The sequence below is a fragment of the Gilliamella sp. B3172 genome, assembly GCF_026536465.1.
Taxonomy (GTDB): domain Bacteria; phylum Pseudomonadota; class Gammaproteobacteria; order Enterobacterales; family Orbaceae; genus Gilliamella.
In genome coordinates, this window is sequence record NZ_JAFNOA010000010.1 from 22,563 (window position 1) to 41,108 (window position 18,546).

The 18,546-nt window shown below is 36.7% G+C and carries 20 protein-coding genes and 1 tRNA gene; 15 read left to right on the forward strand and 6 right to left on the reverse strand.

Going from position 1 to position 18,546, the window contains the following annotated elements; translation table 11 throughout:
* The first annotated feature begins 21 nt into the window (after positions 1-21).
* Genes atpE through J3U37_RS10645 form a run of 7 tightly spaced genes read left to right on the forward strand, consistent with a single transcriptional unit; the run spans position 22 to position 5,616 of the window.
* Positions 22-255, forward strand: coding sequence for a F0F1 ATP synthase subunit C (gene atpE / locus J3U37_RS10615; protein WP_220218582.1), 234 nt, complete (start codon positions 22-24; stop codon positions 253-255).
* A 24-nt stretch (positions 256-279) separates the two neighbouring features.
* On the forward strand, positions 280-750 hold the full coding sequence (gene atpF / locus J3U37_RS10620) for a F0F1 ATP synthase subunit B (RefSeq protein WP_220218581.1): 471 nt from the start codon (positions 280-282) through the stop codon (positions 748-750).
* A 13-nt stretch (positions 751-763) separates the two neighbouring features.
* A complete protein-coding gene (gene atpH, locus J3U37_RS10625) occupies positions 764-1,297 on the forward strand; it encodes a F0F1 ATP synthase subunit delta (RefSeq protein ID WP_220218580.1) in 534 nt (177 codons plus the stop codon).
* An 11-nt stretch (positions 1,298-1,308) separates the two neighbouring features.
* Entirely contained in the window at positions 1,309-2,850 is a 1,542-nt protein-coding gene (gene atpA, locus J3U37_RS10630) for a F0F1 ATP synthase subunit alpha (protein ID WP_220218579.1), read from the forward strand.
* A gap of 14 nt (positions 2,851-2,864) precedes the next feature.
* Positions 2,865-3,734: a F0F1 ATP synthase subunit gamma gene (gene atpG / locus J3U37_RS10635; RefSeq protein WP_267338021.1), complete on the forward strand. Its 870-nt coding sequence runs from the start codon at positions 2,865-2,867 to the stop codon at positions 3,732-3,734.
* 47 nt (positions 3,735-3,781) lie between these two features.
* Entirely contained in the window at positions 3,782-5,164 is a 1,383-nt protein-coding gene (gene atpD, locus J3U37_RS10640) for a F0F1 ATP synthase subunit beta (RefSeq protein ID WP_220218577.1), read from the forward strand.
* Between the two features lie 26 nt (positions 5,165-5,190).
* Positions 5,191-5,616 (forward strand): F0F1 ATP synthase subunit epsilon, encoded by a 426-nt coding sequence (locus J3U37_RS10645; RefSeq protein WP_220218576.1) that lies wholly within the window; start codon positions 5,191-5,193, stop codon positions 5,614-5,616.
* A gap of 215 nt (positions 5,617-5,831) precedes the next feature.
* Here J3U37_RS10645 and J3U37_RS10650 read toward each other — a convergent pair whose 3' ends face one another.
* Entirely contained in the window at positions 5,832-6,143 is a 312-nt protein-coding gene (locus tag J3U37_RS10650) for a GNAT family N-acetyltransferase (RefSeq protein ID WP_324169870.1), read from the reverse strand.
* 30 nt (positions 6,144-6,173) lie between these two features.
* A complete protein-coding gene (locus J3U37_RS10655) occupies positions 6,174-6,314 on the reverse strand; it encodes a hypothetical protein (protein ID WP_267336508.1) in 141 nt (46 codons plus the stop codon).
* 286 nt (positions 6,315-6,600) lie between these two features.
* Between J3U37_RS10655 and recC the strand changes: the two genes are divergently transcribed.
* From recC to J3U37_RS10695, 8 genes are all read left to right on the forward strand, one after another.
* Positions 6,601-9,810, forward strand: coding sequence for an exodeoxyribonuclease V subunit gamma (gene recC / locus J3U37_RS10660; RefSeq protein ID WP_267374820.1), 3,210 nt, complete (start codon positions 6,601-6,603; stop codon positions 9,808-9,810).
* Between the two features lie 11 nt (positions 9,811-9,821).
* Positions 9,822-10,613 (forward strand): TatD family hydrolase, encoded by a 792-nt coding sequence (locus J3U37_RS10665; RefSeq protein ID WP_267374822.1) that lies wholly within the window; start codon positions 9,822-9,824, stop codon positions 10,611-10,613.
* A 54-nt stretch (positions 10,614-10,667) separates the two neighbouring features.
* Positions 10,668-11,633 carry a ketopantoate/pantoate/pantothenate transporter PanS gene (gene panS, locus J3U37_RS10670; protein ID WP_267374824.1) on the forward strand — a complete coding sequence of 322 codons (966 nt, stop codon included), beginning with the start codon at positions 10,668-10,670 and terminating at the stop codon, positions 11,631-11,633.
* 130 nt (positions 11,634-11,763) lie between these two features.
* Positions 11,764-13,167 carry a DHA2 family efflux MFS transporter permease subunit gene (locus J3U37_RS10675; protein ID WP_267374826.1) on the forward strand — a complete coding sequence of 468 codons (1,404 nt, stop codon included), beginning with the start codon at positions 11,764-11,766 and terminating at the stop codon, positions 13,165-13,167.
* Positions 13,168-13,171: 4 nt separating this feature from the next.
* Positions 13,172-13,804, forward strand: a complete 633-nt coding sequence (locus tag J3U37_RS10680) for an MBL fold metallo-hydrolase (RefSeq protein ID WP_267374828.1) — start codon at positions 13,172-13,174, stop codon at positions 13,802-13,804.
* 151 nt (positions 13,805-13,955) lie between these two features.
* On the forward strand, positions 13,956-14,543 hold the full coding sequence (locus J3U37_RS10685) for a biotin transporter BioY (RefSeq protein ID WP_220218570.1): 588 nt from the start codon (positions 13,956-13,958) through the stop codon (positions 14,541-14,543).
* A complete protein-coding gene (locus J3U37_RS10690; RefSeq protein ID WP_220218569.1) occupies positions 14,527-15,105 on the forward strand; it encodes a YiiX/YebB-like N1pC/P60 family cysteine hydrolase in 579 nt (192 codons plus the stop codon). Before J3U37_RS10685 ends, J3U37_RS10690 begins: the two co-directional genes overlap by 17 nt.
* A 95-nt stretch (positions 15,106-15,200) precedes the next feature.
* Positions 15,201-15,276: transfer RNA gene (locus tag J3U37_RS10695), tRNA-Asn, on the forward strand.
* A gap of 320 nt (positions 15,277-15,596) precedes the next feature.
* On the opposite strand, the gene J3U37_RS10700 is transcribed toward J3U37_RS10695, so the two are convergent.
* The 4 genes from J3U37_RS10700 to J3U37_RS10715 form a co-directional block, all read right to left on the reverse strand.
* The gene (locus tag J3U37_RS10700; protein ID WP_267336512.1) at positions 15,597-16,520 is read right to left on the reverse strand and encodes a hypothetical protein; all 924 of its coding nucleotides are present in this window, start codon (positions 16,518-16,520) and stop codon (positions 15,597-15,599) included.
* 88 nt (positions 16,521-16,608) lie between these two features.
* Entirely contained in the window at positions 16,609-17,409 is an 801-nt protein-coding gene (locus tag J3U37_RS10705; RefSeq protein WP_267374830.1) for a M23 family metallopeptidase, read from the reverse strand.
* Positions 17,409-17,759 (reverse strand): hypothetical protein, encoded by a 351-nt coding sequence (locus tag J3U37_RS10710; RefSeq protein WP_267374832.1) that lies wholly within the window; start codon positions 17,757-17,759, stop codon positions 17,409-17,411. The genes J3U37_RS10705 and J3U37_RS10710 overlap by 1 nt, the downstream gene beginning before the upstream one ends.
* Before the next feature lie 107 nt (positions 17,760-17,866).
* On the reverse strand, positions 17,867-18,546 hold a 680-nt coding region (locus J3U37_RS10715; RefSeq protein ID WP_267374834.1), incomplete at its 5' end, for a hypothetical protein.

An 18,546-nucleotide genomic window follows, 5' to 3' on the forward strand; every position in this document is an offset into this window, starting at 1 on the left:
GTCAATAAACTGGAGTATATAATGGATACTAGTATGTTATTTGTAGCCGCAGGCATAATGATGGGATTAGCTGCAATTGGTGGTGCAGTTGGTATTGGTTTATTAGGTGGTAAATTTTTAGAAGGTGCTGCTCGTCAACCAGAATTAATGCCGATGCTACGTACTCAATTCTTTATCGTTATGGGTCTGGTTGATGCGATCCCAATGATTTGTGTGGGTATTGCACTATATGTCATTTTTGCTGTCGCAGGCTAAAAATAATTTAAGAGGAATTGTCTCATGAATATGAACGCAACTCTCCTCGGCCAAGCAATTACATTTGTATTGTTTGTTTGGTTCTGTATGAAGTTTGTTTGGCCTCCAGTTATCCGTGCGATTGAAAAACGCCAAAAAGAGATAGCCGATGGACTTGCTTCTGCAGAAACAGCAAAAAAAGATTTGGAATTAGCCAAAGCAAATACATCTGACATAATGCAACAAGCTAAGGTCGAGGCTAATGCAATTATTGAGCAAGCAAATAAACGTAAAGCCGCTATTCTTGAAGAAGCTAATCAAGAAGCATCTCGAGAAAAAGAACGCATCGTTGCTCAAGGACTTGCCGAAGTAGAGGCTGAACGTAAAAGAGCTAGAGAAGAGCTTAAGCAACAAGTCGCTACACTCGCTATTGCTGGTGCAGAAAAAATTATTGAACGTTCTGTTAATGAAGCCGCTAATAGCGACATCATTGATAAACTTGTAGCGGAATTATAGGGAGATTAGAGCAATGGCTGACTTAATTACGGTTGCTCGCCCTTATGCTAAAGCTGCTTTTGATTTTGCGGTAGAAAAAAACAGCATCGAATCATGGCATAAAATGTTGGTGTTAACATCCCAAGTAAGCAAAGATGCACAAGTAAGAAGCATCTTAACATCTGACATGAAAACCGATTCGGTAGCAAATTTACTCATCAATATCTGTAAAGATGTCTTAGATGAGTTTAGTACTAATTTTATTAAGATAATGGCCGAGAACAAGCGTTTATCCCTTCTTCCTGAAGTGTTAGCTCTGTTTGAACAATATTGCTTAGATAAAGATGCCCAAGCAGATGTGGATGTGATTTCTGCCAGTGAGCTAACAAGCGAACAACTTAATAAGATTTCTATCGCTGTCGAAAAACGTTTATCACGAAAAGTAAAACTAAAATGTCAAATCGATAAATCGCTCATTTCTGGTTTTATTATTCGTACGGGCGATATGGTTATTGATAGTAGTATCAGAGGGCGTTTAAATCGTTTAAATGACGCTCTACAGTCTTAAGGGGACTGATAATGCAGCTAAATTCAACTGAAATAAGTGAACTAATTAAAGAGCGGATAGCTCAGTTCAATATTGTGAGTGATGCTCACAATGAAGGAACCATTATCTCTGTTAGTGATGGTATTCTTCGAATCCACGGATTAACTGATGTCATGCAAGGCGAAATGATTGCATTACCAGGCAACCGTTACGCAATGGCATTAAACCTTGAACGAGATTCAGTCGGTGCGGTCGTTATGGGCCCATACGAAGACTTGTCAGAAGGGATGAAAGTCCAATGTACTGGTCGTATTTTACAGGTACCAGTCGGTGACGGTTTATTAGGTCGAGTGATTAATACTCTTGGTGAACCAATTGACGGAAAAGGCTCAATTCAACATGACGGATTTTCACCGGTTGAAGTGGTTGCGCCGGGTGTTATCGACCGTCAATCTGTTGACCAAGCGCTACAAACAGGTTATAAAGCCGTTGACTCAATGATTCCAATTGGTCGTGGTCAGCGTGAACTTATCATCGGTGACCGTCAAACCGGTAAAACCGCATTAGCAATCGACGCCATTATCAATCAACGTGATTCTGGTGTTAAATGTATCTATGTCGCAATCGGTCAAAAACAATCTACTATTGCTAACGTAGTGCGTAAACTTGAAGAGCATGGCGCACTTAAAAATACCATTGTGGTTGTGGCCTCAGCTTCTGAGTCAGCAGCATTACAATACTTAGCGCCTTACGCGGGTTGTGCGATGGGCGAATACTTCCGTGACCGTGGTCAAGATGCGCTAATTGTTTATGATGATTTATCTAAACAAGCGGTTGCTTATCGTCAAATTTCATTACTACTCCGTCGTCCACCTGGGCGTGAAGCTTATCCTGGTGACGTATTCTATCTTCACTCACGTCTACTTGAACGTGCAGCTCGTGTTAACGAAGCTTATGTTGAAGAATTCACTAAAGGTGAAGTAAAAGGTAAAACCGGTTCATTAACTGCGTTACCAATTATCGAAACTCAAGCCGGTGACGTATCAGCGTTCGTACCAACCAACGTAATTTCGATTACTGATGGTCAGATCTTCCTTGAAACCAGCCTATTTAACTCAGGTATCCGTCCTGCGGTTAACCCAGGTATTTCGGTTTCACGTGTTGGTGGCGCAGCGCAAACGAAGATAATGAAAAAATTATCAGGCGGTATTCGTACAGCACTTGCACAATATCGTGAATTAGCGGCATTCTCGCAATTTGCATCAGACTTAGATGAAGCAACAAGAAACCAATTAAGTCATGGTGAAAAAGTAACTGAACTATTGAAACAAAAGCAATACGCTCCAATGACTGTTGCAGAACAATCAATTGTACTTTACGCCGCTGAACGTGGTTATCTTGAAGATGTTGAACTTGCAAAAGTATTATCATTTGAAACAGCACTTCTAGCTTATGCCCACAGTCAATATGCTGATTTTGTCAAACTAATTGATGAAACGGGTAATTACAATGATGAGATTGAAAGTAAGTTAAAAGCAATGCTTGAAAGCTTTAAATCAACTCAAACTTGGTAAGGGCGAGGTAACAAATGGCTAATGCAAAAGAGATTAGAACCAAAATTGCCAGTATCCAAAGTACGCAAAAGATCACTAAAGCAATGGAAATGGTTGCCAATTCAAAAATGCGTAAAACGCAAGATAGAATGGCAGCTAGTCGTCCATACGCTGAAATGATCCGTGAAGTAATTGGACATTTAGCGTTAGCTCAGATAGGCGCCAAACATCCTTATTTAGAAGAAAGAGATGTAAAACGGGTTGGCTATCTTATCATTTCAACCGATCGTGGTTTGTGTGGTGGTTTAAATATCAATCTATTTAAAACTGTCATTGCTGACATGTCAGCATGGCAGAAAAAAGGCGTTGAAGCAGATCTTGCTTTGATTGGTTCACGAGGGGTTTCGTTCTTTTCATCCGTGAAAGCAAACATCTTAACCCAAGTAACCAATCTAGGTGATGAACCAACTTTATCTGATTTAATCGGTCCGGTAAAAACAATGCTTGAGGCATATGATAACGGCAATATTGATAAATTATATATTGTTACTAACAAATTTATTAATACCATGTCGCAAAAGCCAACAATACAGCAGTTGTTACCATTACCTGCATCAGAAGATAAAGAACTTAAAACTTCATCATGGGATTATATTTATGAGCCAGATGCAAAATCATTATTAGATGTGATTTTACGTCGTTATATTGAATCACAAGTATATCAAGCAGTGGTTGACAATTTAGCGAGTGAACAAGCAGCAAGAATGGTGGCCATGAAAGCAGCAACAGATAACGGTGCAAACTTAATTAATGAACTACAAATAGTGTATAACAAAGCACGTCAAGGTGCGATCACTAATGAATTAATTGATATTGTATCCGGTGCAGCCGCTGTTTCAGGTTAGTGCTAAATATTGGCTTACAGTTAAGAAAAAGACGTAGAGGATTAAAAATGGCTACTGGAAAGATTGTCCAGATCATCGGTGCGGTGGTTGATGTCGAATTCCCAGAAGATGCAGTACCAAAGGTATATGATGCATTAGAAGTGGAAACTGGCACCGAAAAATTAGTTCTGGAAGTTCAGCAACAATTAGGTGGTGGCGTTGTTTGTTGTATCGCAATGGGCTCATCTGATGGTTTAAGACGTGGACTTAACGTCGTAAACACTGGCCACGGCATTGAAGTACCGGTAGGTACTAAAACGCTAGGTCGTATTATGAATGTACTTGGTGATCCTGTTGATAAAGCAGGCCCAATTGGTGAAGAAGAGCGTTGGGCAATCCACCGTGCTGCACCAACTTATGAAGAACTTGCCAACTCAACTGAATTACTTGAAACCGGTATTAAAGTTATCGACTTAATTTGTCCATTTGCTAAAGGTGGTAAAGTCGGTCTATTCGGTGGTGCAGGTGTTGGTAAAACCGTTAACATGATGGAGTTAATCCGTAACATCGCTATCGAGCACTCTGGTTATTCAGTATTTACCGGTGTAGGTGAGCGTACTCGTGAAGGTAATGACTTCTATCACGAAATGAAAGAATCAAACGTACTTGACAAAGTATCATTAGTTTACGGTCAGATGAATGAGCCACCAGGAAACCGTTTACGTGTTGCGTTAACTGGTTTAACCATGGCTGAAAAATTCCGTGATGAAGGTAAAGACGTATTATTATTCATCGATAATATTTATCGTTATACCCTAGCCGGTACTGAAGTGTCTGCGCTATTAGGTCGTATGCCATCTGCGGTAGGTTACCAACCAACCTTAGCTGAAGAAATGGGCTTACTACAAGAACGTATCACTTCAACCAAAACCGGTTCAATCACTTCAATTCAAGCGGTATATGTACCTGCCGATGACTTAACTGACCCATCGCCAGCAACAACCTTTGCTCACTTGGATGCAACAATCGTATTAAGTCGTCAAATCGCATCATTAGGTATTTACCCAGCGGTTGACCCACTTGACTCGACAAGTCGTCAATTAGATCCACTTGTTGTTGGTCAAGAACATTATGATTGTGCTCGTGGCGTTCAGTCAATTCTTCAACGTTATCAAGAATTAAAAGATATTATCGCTATTCTTGGTATGGATGAACTATCAGAAGATGACAAATTGACCGTTGCCCGTGCTCGTAAGATTCAACGCTTCTTATCACAACCATTCTTCGTGGCAGAAGTCTTTACCGGTTCGCCAGGTAAATATGTGCCATTAAAAGACACAATTAGTGCATTTACTGGCATCATGAACGGTGATTATGACCATATACCTGAACAGGCATTTTATATGGTTGGTTCAATTGATGAAGCGATTGAGAAGGCGAAATCTCTGTAAGAGATTCATTGAACGGAGAGAGTATTATGGCACTAACTTCCTATCAATTAGAAGTTGTTAGTGCTGAATCTCACCTATTTTCAGGTGATGTTCAGCGAATCAGAGTCACAGGGCGAGAAGGTGAACTAGGAATCTATCCGGGTCATACTCCCCTACTTACCACCATTAAACCGGGTATGGTAGGCATTGTGAAAGCAGATGGTGAAGAAGAATTTATCTATTTATCTGGTGGCATCCTAGAAGTTCAACCGAATATAGTGACAATTCTCGCTGATACTGCTATTCGAGGCGAAGACTTAGACGAAGCCAGAGCACAAGAAGCAGTTAGACAAGCCCAAGAGCACATTAATCACCCAAGTGATGACATGTCATTTGCCCAAGCATCTGCCGAACTATCAAAAGCATTGGCGAAAATGCGAGTTATTGAATTAACCCGCCGTATTGGTCAATAACTTAGTTACCAAAATAAAAAAGGTTACCAAAGCAAATTTAGTAACCTTTTTATTTTGTTATAGCGTTACGTTAATCAATCTGTAAATTATAAATCGCTACATCTAAAACTCACATAGCAAAAAATGATAATACAGGCTATTTTAATAACATTGCCTGACTCATTTTGAATTTGTGATTCATAGGTATTTCATCTCTTAATGGAAGCTTACTCTATTTATAGTTGACATCCCATTTGAATATCGCAACGTTGATAAGGTGATGCGATACCTTTAATTTCAGTAAATCCCAATTTACGATAAAGCCTTATTGCTGGCGCTAATATAGTATTACTTTCTAAGTAAATTTTTTTTGCACCTAATTTTTTAGCATGAATTAATGCTGTTTGTCCTAAATGATAACCTATTTTATTACCTTGTGCTTGAGGTGAAACAGCCATTTTTGCCAATTCAAAATCATAATCACTATCATGCATTTTAATTAATGCACAACTGCCTACAGGTTGATCATCTATTAAAGCAATAAAAATATATCTGCCTTAATCTAAAATATATCTGCCTTAATCTAAAATATATTCATGGGGATTGTCTAATGCTTTATAATCAGACTCTTCCATCACAAAATACGTTTGAATCCATTGTTTATTAATCGATTTAAATGCCGATTGATAACAGGCTTGATAAGGAACGATACAAAACATTATTTGCTCAAAATTTAATTTGTTAGTGAATTGATATTATCCCATTAACTCTTTATATAATAGAAATAATAACTAATTAATTTTAAAAGCAAAATTGACATCTCTTGCCAAAATTGATTTTTAATTCCGATAAATAATCGAAGTTAACGACATAAACATTTTCATAGTAAAAATCGCATTCAAACGCACTGCAGATACATAATCGAATATTTATAATAATAGGATACTGGATTTATTATTCGCTATCAGCGATAATTTTAGTAACTTTCTCGACATAAAAGCAACTATGTTCACCATTTACCATTCAAATCAAGTCGATCTACTCAAATCACTCGTAAGTGAATTGATGCAAAGGCAACCACTACAAGACGTATTTACGCCGGATGTTGTTATGGTACAAAGTCAAGGAATGGCGCAATGGTTACAAATTGAACTTGCCGATGCACTTGGCATCGTTGCCAATGTGGCGTTTCCTTTCCCAACAGATTTCATTTGGCAAGTTTATCAAACATTGTTACCCGATGCGCCATTGGAAAATAGCTTCAATCCGGAAGCGATGACTTGGCGTTTATATTATTTAATACCAAAGCTAATTGAGAGATCAGAATTTAGTGCACTAAAAAATTATCTCAATATTGATCAATCCGAAAAAAAGCTTTATCAGCTTGCAACTCGAGTTGCTCGTTTATTTGACCAGTACTTAGTATATCGCCCCGACTGGCTGGCAAAATGGGAATTGAACCAAACAGTAAATGAATTAAATCATCATCCCGATGAAATATGGCAAGCGCAATTGTGGCGAGAGTTGATTGCAATTAGTCAGCCTTATCATCGGGCAAATATTTACCAACAGATGCTTGAAATCTTATTAGATGATAGCTTTGACAGTTCAAGATTAGCTCCGCTACCTAAACGCATTTTTATCTTTGGTATCACCTCATTACCGCCCATATATCTCTCTTTACTTTCGGCACTTGGACAACATATTGATGTACATTTAATGTTCAACAACCCTTGCAAATGGTATTGGGGCGATATTGTCGAAAAACAGTTATCAGAGACCTTAACCACCCCAGATAAAATCCCCAATGCATTACTCACCTCATGGGGAAAATTGGGGCGTGATAACCTTTATTTATTACAGGAATTTGAGAATAAACAAGATATCGATGTCTATGTTGATCATGACCGCAACAGCCTGTTACATGCTATTCAACAAGATATTTTAGAACTTTATCAAAGTGAGCAAATTAATCGGGAAATTAATAAGGCCGATAAATCGATAACGTTTCATGCTTGTCACAGCCAACAACGTGAAGTTGAAGTACTTTATGACTATCTACTTTCAGCATTCGACGCCGATCCAACACTTGAGTTACGTGACTGTATTGTTATGGTTTCAGATATTGATAAATATGTCCCTTATATTCAAGCTGTTTTTGCTAATGCCGATAAGCAACGTTATTTACCTTTTACGATTTCAGATCAAAAAGCCCGGAATATTGATCCCATTGTTCAAGGTTTCTTTGCTATTTTAAATTTCCCACAAAGCCGATTTACCGCTGAAGAGCTATTTAATTTACTGGAAATACCCGCCATTGCTGAAAAATTTGCTATAAATGAATCACAACTGACACTGTTGCGCACTTGGATCATCGAATCAGGAATTCGCTTCGGGCTTGCAAATGCACATAGCTGGTTATTCGGTCTGGAACGATTGTTACTTGGTTATACTATGAGTAGTGAACAAGGCGGCTGGCAACAAATTTTACCCTATGACGGCGCAACCGGTTTAGATGCAGAATTGATTGGTCAATTAGCTGAATTTATTAGCGTAGTACAAAAATGGTTAGTCATCCTCAATGAAAACAAACCATTAATTGAGTGGCAAAGCTGCTGCGTTGAGCTTATTAATGACTTTTTTATTAGTAATGGTCAACGTGAAACAATTTTATTAATGATTCAAGATGAGTGGCAAAAACTAATAACCAGCGGTTTACAGGCTAATTTTACCGATAATATCTCCATTACGATTTTGCACGACGCCATGCAATCTCGCTTAGAACAAAATCACTTAGCTCATCGCTTTTTAGTGGGTAAAATTAATTTTTGCACCATGATGCCAATGCGATCTATTCCATTTAAAGTAGTTTGTTTATTAGGCATGAATGATGGTGATTATCCAAGAACCTCGCTTCCACTCGATTTTGATTTAATTGCACAGCACCCAAGACGAGGCGATCGAAGTCGACGAACTGATGATCGTTATCTATTTTTAGAAGCAATATTATCGGCACAAAATCAGTTATATATCAGCTATATCGGGCGAGATATGAAAGATGACACAGAGCGTTATCCTTCGGTATTAGTCGATGAACTTTGGGACTATATAAACCAGTATTATGCTGATAATTCTGAGGATAAATTAGATTCAATATCCAAAACAGCTAATATTTTACGTGTTATGCACACACGCACCCCATTTAATCCGCAAAATTTTCTGAGCGATTTTAAAAGCTATGCAGATGAATGGTTACCGGCTGCATCAAATAAAGGTCAAAGTCAGTCATTTATTAGCGATATACCGAAAATCACTGTCGATAATATTCATGTTGATGAACTTAAACGTTTTTATCAACATTCAATCCGCTTTTTTCTACAAAAGCGATTTAATTTTTATGTTAACTATTTAGATGATACGCTACCGGATGCTGAAAATTTCAATCTCGACAATTTTCAACGTTATCAATTAAATGTCCAAATTTTAAATCAATTAATTGATCCAGAGCGTAGCGCTACTGATAACGTTTATCCACGCTTAGCCTTAACCGGTGAACTACCCGACGGTGCATTTGGTGAAATAATCTATGATGAACAGTATGAAGCTTTGCAACCGTTAGCAAATAAAATTATGCAAGAGCGACTTAGCACATCAACCTTAGAAGTCAATTTAGCCATTGCGATTAACCAACAACACTATCCATTACAAGGCTGGTTAACCCATATCCAATCTGACGGTATTTTTACTTGGCGCCCGTCTAAACTTTCCATTCGTGAAGGGATTGCCTTATGGATAGATCATTTACTGTATTGTATTTTAAATCCCGATAACGTCGATAGCCAAAGCCGTACTTATGGACGTGAAGATACCGAGTGGCGGTTTTTGCATATAAATGCCAATAAAGCTTTAGCATTTTTAACCGATCTTGTCGAAGGCTATTTACAGGGAATCAATCAGCCTTTATTACTCCCATTGAAAAGTGCATGGAGCTGGTTGGTTACAGCTTATAACTCCAAAACTGGCGAAATAGAACCGAGCGAAAAAGCTTACAATCAATTACTTAGCACCTGGCAAGGTGGTTTATACCATTTTGCAGAGTGTGACCAGTACTACGCTCGTATCTATCCGGAATTAACCGATGATTTAATTGAACAAATTACCCTTTTAGCTCAGCGATTTTTATTGCCAATATTACAACATCAAGTAATTGAATAATAGGAGGCTAAATGTTTATTGACACACATTGCCATTTCGATTTTCCTCTTTTTACTGATGATATAACTGATTCAATCCGACAATTGCGTCAAGCCCAAATTGCCGGTTTAATCATACCCGGGGTATCGGCTAATCACTTTAATACCATATTGCAACTGGCGAACGATTATGATGAAGTTTATGCTGCTTTGGGCTTACACCCTATCTACCAACATACACAAGCCGACCTTGAGCAGCTTGGCCATATTGTTAAGCAAAAACCTAAAAAGCTGGTCGCAATTGGCGAAATTGGTTTAGATAAATATGATCAAACTATTGATTGGCAACAGCAATTATCTTTTTTTAGATCACAGCTAGCGCTTGCCAAACAGTGTGATCTACCGGTATTAGTGCACTCTCGTAAAACCCATGACATTATCTATCATGAACTTCATCAAGCTGATTTACCGTGTCGGGGCGTGATTCATGGTTTTTCCGGTAGTTATCAACAAGCCATGCAATTGATCAAAATTGGTTATTATATTGGCGTGGGTGGGGTAATAAGTTATGCCCGAGCGAATAAAACCCGCAACACTATTGCCCAATTACCTCTTGAGAGTTTAGTATTGGAAACTGACGCTCCCGATATGCCATTGTGTGGCCGACAAGGGCAAGCAAACCGTCCCGAGTATATTGTTGAAACGTTTAATATTCTTTGCCAACTTCGAAATGAGCCGGCTGAGCAAATACGCAATACGATATTAACAAATACCTTGACGCTATTTAGTAGAATCAATAAAATGGAAAGACCACATAGCGATTAAAATAACTCTATAATTTTTATAAAGTTATATCAATGAATCACAAGGCGGATTCTTATGGCTAAACGTTATAATCAACTGTTTGTTCAATCCCTAATTTCACTTACACGCCTATTCCCTTTATGGGCAATAGTTTGTGCATTTATCGCCTATTTTTTCCCTAATACTTTTATGCCTGTGAGGCCCCATACTTCACAACTTTTAATGTTTGTGATGTTCACAATGGGCGTTACGTTAAGTATTGATGATTTTAAACGGGTGGTAACCAAACCCAAAGCGGTGGTGATATGTACGCTCTTGCACTATATCGTCATGCCATTAACTGCCTTGATTTTATCTAAACTCTTTACCATGCGACCTGAGTTATTAGTCGGTATGGTGCTGGTTGGTAGTGTGGCAAGCGGAACGGCATCAAATGTAATGATCTATCTGGCTAAAGGCGATGTGGCGTTATCTATTACCATTTCTTCTGTTTCAACACTCGTCGGCGTTGTAGTTACCCCTATTTTGACACTTTTACTCGTCGGGACAACCGTTGAAGTGCCGGTTTGGGGTATGTTGGTGCATATTGTCCAAATCGTTCTTATTCCTATAATGCTAGGCTTACTTGTTCACCATTTCCTTAATCCTGTCGTAAAAAAATGTGAGCGATTTTTACCTTTAATGTCGATGATCTGCATATTACTCATTATTTGTATTGTAGTTGCAGGTAGTCATGCGCAAATTGGTCAAGTTGGCTGTACCGTTATGTTTGCCGTTATTATTCATAATGGTTTAGGACTCATTGGCGGATACTGGGGCGGACGTTTATTTGGCTTTGATGAATCAACCTGCCGAACGATGTCGCTGGAAGTCGGCATGCAAAATTCAGCCTTGGCAGCAACACTTGGCACAACCTATTTTTCAGCACTATCCGCACTACCTGCTGCAATATTTTCAGTTTGGCACAATATTTCCGGATCCCTACTTGCTGGCTATTGGCAAGGCAAACCTGTTAAAAATAAGAAAAAAGCCAACAATTAATTTATATTGTTGTAAAATGATTTTTAACTGCTCTCCAAAGTTTACCTAAACAAAACTGGAGAGCTCATTTTCGGGGATTGCTTCCAATCCCTACACCCGGCATATCAAATCAAATTTAGGCTAAACAAAAATGAATAGCGAATTACAGTTACCACCGTTTGTGTATCGAATTTTACCTTGGATTGCAGCTTTTGCTTTTTTTATGCAGTCGCTCGATACCTCCATTTTAAACACAGCATTGCCGACTATGGCAACAGATTTAAATCAATCGCCATTGAATATGCAATCCGCTGTGATTTGTTATGCATTAACCCTTGCCTTATTTATTCCGGTCAGTGGTTTTTTATCTGATAAATTTGGTACAAGAAATATTTTTGTCATGGCAGTAACACTGTTTACCTTTGGCTCATTGCTATGCGCATTATCCAACTCATTAATTTTTCTGGATATATCTCGAGTTATTCAGGGTATTGGCGGTTCGATGATGGTGCCGGTATCTCGTTTAGTATTAATCAAAGCATTCAAGCGTAGCGAATTTTTAGCGGCGTTAAATACCGCAACGATTCCCGGTCTAGTCGGGCCGGTTGTTGGTCCTGTTTTAGGTGGGTATTTAGTCGATATGGTTAGTTGGCATTGGGTGTTTTTTATTAATATTCCCATTGGTGTGTTAGGTGTGATAATAAGCTGGAAATACATGCCGAATATAAAAGGTGAGCGCATGCCTTTTGACTTGCTTGGCTTTATCTTTATTGTTATCACTTTTATTAGCGCAACGTTAGGGGTCGAGTTATTAAATGAAGGTCAACCTGCTTACATTTCGTTAATTCTTGCCGTTGTCAGTATAATATTTTTAATCATTTATCGTTATTATGCGAAAAACAAACAAGCGCCATTATTTCCATTAACACTTTTTAACATCCGCACCTTCAAAATAGGCATTATAGGCAATCTAATTTGTCGATTAGGTATTTCAGGCGTGCCATTCCTTATCCCACTGCTATTACAAGTCGGCTTTGGTTATTCCGCTATATTTGCCGGTATCATGTTGGTGCCTATGGCGGTTGCCTCAATCTGTACCAGAATATTTATCCCACATGTTTTAGGTCGGTTAGGCTATCGTTTTGTACTAATTACAAATACTATTTTAGCTGGTCTGTTAATAATTTTAATGTCTGAACTCAACGCTTCAACGCCATTAATATTTATTGGCATACTGCTTTTTTGTATTGGTGGTGTTAATTCCATGCAATATACCGCAATGAACAGCATCACATTAGCGGATTTACAAGGAGAATCAACCAGTAGCGGTAATAGCCTTATGGCCGTTAATCAACAATTAGCAATCAGTTTTGGCACCGGTTTAGGTGCTGTCTTGGTAAGATTGATAAGCCGTTCAACCAGCACAATTCACGCTTTTCAATTAACATTTGTTATACTAGGTGTCGTGACTGTATTATCCAGTATAATATTTGCTCAACTCACAAAACAAGACGGAAAAAACTTAACCGCTCATCATCAAGAAACAAGGAGATAAATGTATGTTTCAGTACCAAATTATTCCGGTGACGGCTTTTCAAGAAAATTGCAGCATTATTTGGTGTGATCAAACAATGGAAGCGGCCTTTGTTGATCCTGGTGGTGAACCGGAATTACTCAAAAAAGCGGTTGAAAAGTTAGGCGTAAATATTAAACAAATTTTATTAACGCATGGCCACTTAGATCATGTCGGAGCGGCTGTTGAATTAGCTAATCATTATGATGTCAACATTATTGGCTCTCAACAAGAAGATGAATTTTTGTTTACGTCTTTACCTGAGCAATGCATACAATTTGGTTTCCCCTTCATTAACCCTTTTTTACCCGATCGTTGGCTAAAAGAAGGTGACAAAATTCAAGTTGGCAACATCTCGCTTGATGTACTTTTCTGCCCCGGTCATACGCCCGGTCATATCGTGTTTATCAATCATCAGGATAAAATAGCCTTTGTAGGCGATGTGTTATTTAATGGCAGTATAGGGCGAACAGATTTTCCTAGGGGCAATCACGCAGATTTAATTTCATCAATTACTCACAAATTATTGCCACTTGGCGATGATTTTATTTTCGTACCCGGACATGGCCCGATGTCTAGCTTTGGACATGAACGACTCAATAATCCATTCTTAGTTTAATCTCAAAAGGCGCTATGCTATCACTGCTTATTAGGGTGATAGCTAACATTATTTCCAGTTCAGTTGTAAACTATTTTTATAAAAAATAGTTTACAATAATCAATAATGCTTTATTATGACCAGATTAATCATGTATCAAAGGTAAAAAATAATGAAGCAACAAATGACAACTTATTACCCTACTTTTATCACAACTCTGGTTAACTTATCTACCTGGCAACGTAAGCTACTTACCACCACCAGTGCGGCACTACTGTTAGGGCTGGCAGCCAATATTAGCATTCCTACTTACCCGGTTCCGTTTACTTTACAATCGTTAGCAGTACTGCTTATTGGCGCTTTTTTAGGCCGTAAATTAGGTGCATTAGCCATACTGCAATATCTACTTTTAGGTGCGATAGGATTACCATTATTTGCCAATGGTAGCGGTGGTATTATGGCTCTGGCATCACCTTCGGCAGGTTATTTATATGGCTATGTGTTTAGCGCTTATCTAGCCGGATATGCAGCAGAAAAAGGCTATGACCGCCACTTTATTCTGGGCTTAATTGCCTTTGCCTGCGCACATCAATTGCTTTTCGTATTTGGTGTGGTGTATTTAATGGGCTATTTACATATTAGCTTTGTAGAAGCATTTAAAGTGGGATATCTGCCATTTGTAGGGGTTGATGCATTAAAATTTATTATTGCGACCTTTACAATGTTTTCACTTTGGCGTTATCGTGCTAAAAAACAATAATATTAAGTGTGGTGATATTCTCTTCCAGTATTTAAGGGAAGAGAATACATTTAATGGTGCGGTTAGCTATAGTGGTTCAGCGCCCAATGACAATGAATTGATGAATAAAATAAATCATGTAGGATTATATATTGGTCAAAATATTGTCATTGAAGCCATACCTAAAAAAGGCGTAATTAAAAATACACTTAACCGATTTTTGACTGCTGGTAGATACAATATAATTGGTACCATTAATAACCAATTAGTGATAAAAAACGCATTAATGCGTATCAAAGCTTGTATAGGCTTCCCTTATAACGATAGTTTTGATGCTAATGCCAAAGGTTTTTACTGTAGTGAACTAATAACTTATGCCTTTAGGCATCAAACGGGCGAAGATTATTTTCAATTATATCCAATGAATTTTAAAGATTTAACCACAGATCAGTTTATCCCTTATTGGATCGATTATTACCGAAATCTTAAGCAAACCATTCCGCAAGGTGAGCTTGGTTCTCATCCACAACAGTTATTAAGACAAAAGGAATTATTCAAGACAATCCTAACACTTGAATGCTAATAAATGGAGGTAATAAAAAACTGATTAACAATTTAAAATAATTTAACTATTGACATAGCGCCATAAAATCTATAATATGCGCGCTACATTTCGGTTCCTCCATAGTTCAGTCGGTAGAACGGCGGACTGTTAATCCGTATGTCACTGGTTCAAGTCCAGTTGGAGGAGCCAACTTTCCACTTTATCTCATATCGATATATTTCTGTTTAATTATAAGTCAATATATTATATTTTTTCGGGTTCAAATGCGGGTAAGCAAAAATGCTCATTTTGTTCATCACTAATCTATCTTGTTACCTCTAAAGCGTCAGAGCCTTGGGATGTATGAAAATGGAATAAATAACTTTCACTAGTTCTTTTGGAGAAGTTACGAAACCTAATTAAAAGTATTAAAAATTTATTCATTATTTCCAATCTACATTGTTATTTTTTATCATGCTCTTATATTAAGATTAATCTATTGATTGGACTAATATCCAAGCATTGAATTATTATTTAGGTATAGTTGAAAGTTCTTTTAACTCGACTTCGTACAAATCATCAAAGTTGTATATTTTTTTAGATATTATTTTATTTCTTTCATATTGCGTAATGATTTTGTAGTCTTTACCGAACTCGTCGGGGTGGTAATATGTAGTTTCTATCAATTCGCCTTTTTCATTATATTTTTTCCATAACCCAACTTGGATTCCTGTACCATTATAACTTCCTTGACATCCTGATAATTTTAATTTTCCATTTGGAAAATACTCTATTATAGGTTTTTGACATGGAGTACTATCAATGGATATAGTTGGTGATAATTGTATCAAGCTAATATTTTTATCTATATAAATGTAATTTTTATCTTGCTGATAATCTTGAGGTATATATGAATAACTTACTATTAATTTTTTCTTTAACTTAAAGGTAAATGTATCTTTTTGAAATGAAATAGACATAAATTCTTTTAATAAATATCTTTCTGAGTCACTTCTTGGTTCATTAATTAAAAAATCTGATATGATTTTCTCATTTTTAATTATGATAACCTTATACCATTCAGTACCTATATCTGCTGTTGCTTCAATGACAAAAACTATATAAGGAGATTGTTGTGAAGATGAATATTGATAGATCTTGAAACCAGGACCGTCATATTTTAGGGGAGCATAATCGATCACCCCTATCTTTTTGTTATTTGTAAACAGGTTAAAGGTTTCGCTTGTATTACTGTAGGTAAACCTATATTTTTTACTTTTAAATAAATTTCCGGACTCATCATAATCTAACACTTTGAATTGATTAAAATCAATTCTAGTTGTCTTACTATATTTTTGCTTGTCATTATTTATTTTAGATATTTGGTTGGATGTAGAATTTTCTTTACACCCAAATAATAATAAAATATAAAGAAATATAATTAATTTATTCATTTTCTTTGTCTTTCCTTTTTTACTTTAGTTTGTTCTTCTTCATTTATAGTTTTTAATCTTACGAAAAAAGCAGGATTATATCTATTTATTAAACCCTTACCATTACCCAAAGGTTTTTTGCGATTTCAAAATGTAAATGAGGATTTATTACACCTTCTGCATTTCCTGTATCTCCAGAATAAGCTATGATACTTCCACTTTTTACTTCACCAGATGTTAATACAGCAGAGTTTAAATGAGCATATCTTAAATAAATATAATCAGCATTAATATCAAATTCTGGTCCAGATTCTATTTCTTTAGTAAATTCTAGTTGATAGTCTCTTCTAGACGCTCTTAAATCTTTTCCTTTAACTTTTAAAACAAGAACATTACCATAACCTTTTTGACCTTCATTTGAATAACTCACTATTTCACCATCTAAACATGCTTTACATGGTGTATTTATATTAGCAAAAATATCTAATTCTTGATGAGCTTTATCTGAACCATCAGCGTATTTTCGTACCATACCAAATGCTCCATTTTGTTCCTTATGAACACCTGAGGAATTATAATATGTTCTTTGAGGGTTATCGATTGGATCATGCCATATAATGGGGATAATTTGAAAACTTTCATTTTCACCGATTAAAAAATCATAATATCTTGAACCCTTAACCGTATCGAATTCACCTGTAAGAATACCTTTAAAATTTACCTTAGTTGCGTTGGTATCTTTTATTTCTGTTCTTATGGTTAAACGGGTACTTTTATTTTCAAGACCATTTAATTTGTTTTGTAATCCCTGATACACTTTATCATCTTTAGGACGAATTTCAATCTCTTGGATATACTCAATTTTCTCATCAATAGTAAATTGTAGTTCGGTTTTTTCAACTACATTCACTAAAAAAGGAATAGATTTTTGTGGATATAAGTTTTGCTCATTACCTTTTTTTCAAGTTCACGAATACTGATAACCAAAGATCCTTTAGGGGGCTTACCGTAACATTTAACAACAAGATAAATTTTGTTACCCAAACAGGCTTGATTTAATTTTAAATAGGTATATTCATTAGGTTTATTCGGGGCATTTACTTTTTTTGCAAAATAGGCATCCGCTACATTAATATCAAAATCAGATTGATGTAACAAATCATAAACAATTTGGTTAGGATTGGCTGAAGAAGAATCCACTATTTCGGATTGATCGTTAGAGGATTTTATATTTTCTGTCGGAAGGCTTTCGTTTTCCATTATGGGATGTTTAAGTTGTGATGTTTATTTTTATTTATTGTTTACTTACCACCATTCATATTTATAAGGGTGATAAGCATAATAATCATTTGTTTACTACACAATCTTTAATTCAATTCATCAATTTCTTTATCCACAAATTTACGTTCGACAAGCTCACCGTCTTTATAGGTTTCTGTGTACAAAAGTTTGCCTTTTTTAGCAGAAGATAGATCCTTAGAACCATCTAATTTCTTTTGATAGTCTAATTGATAACATTTCCGGACACCATCAAGTAAACCATTTTTATATTCCGATTCGAGATAAATATAACCGATATCTAGAGGCGCATATTTACTGCCTGTTATCTCTATCCATACCCCCTCGCGAGTATGGTTTTGAACTAAACCTTCCTCTGTAACATTAAGATCTGTATTTTGAAAAGAACCATTAGTATCATAATAACGGATGAATTTGCCTTGGGGGGTGAGTTGATATGTTCTTTTTTCTTTAGCAGCACTGTCTGTCTCATCACTACCAAATCTCCTAATAATTATTTTCCCATTATCATAATAGAAAAATCGATAGCCTCTACTCAGATCATTTCCATATTCGTAAGTGGCTACTAATCTATCCACAATTTGATGAGAGCTGATAGATATAATGGATTGAAAAACAAGATGATTTCCATACTCGCAATGGTTGCATTCTAACTCAAGATTCTCGGTGGTGAGTAGAAACAGATCAAACTGAGGAAAGCCGGCTATTTTTTCCACATGAACTGTAATTTTCTGGTTTAAAATATCGT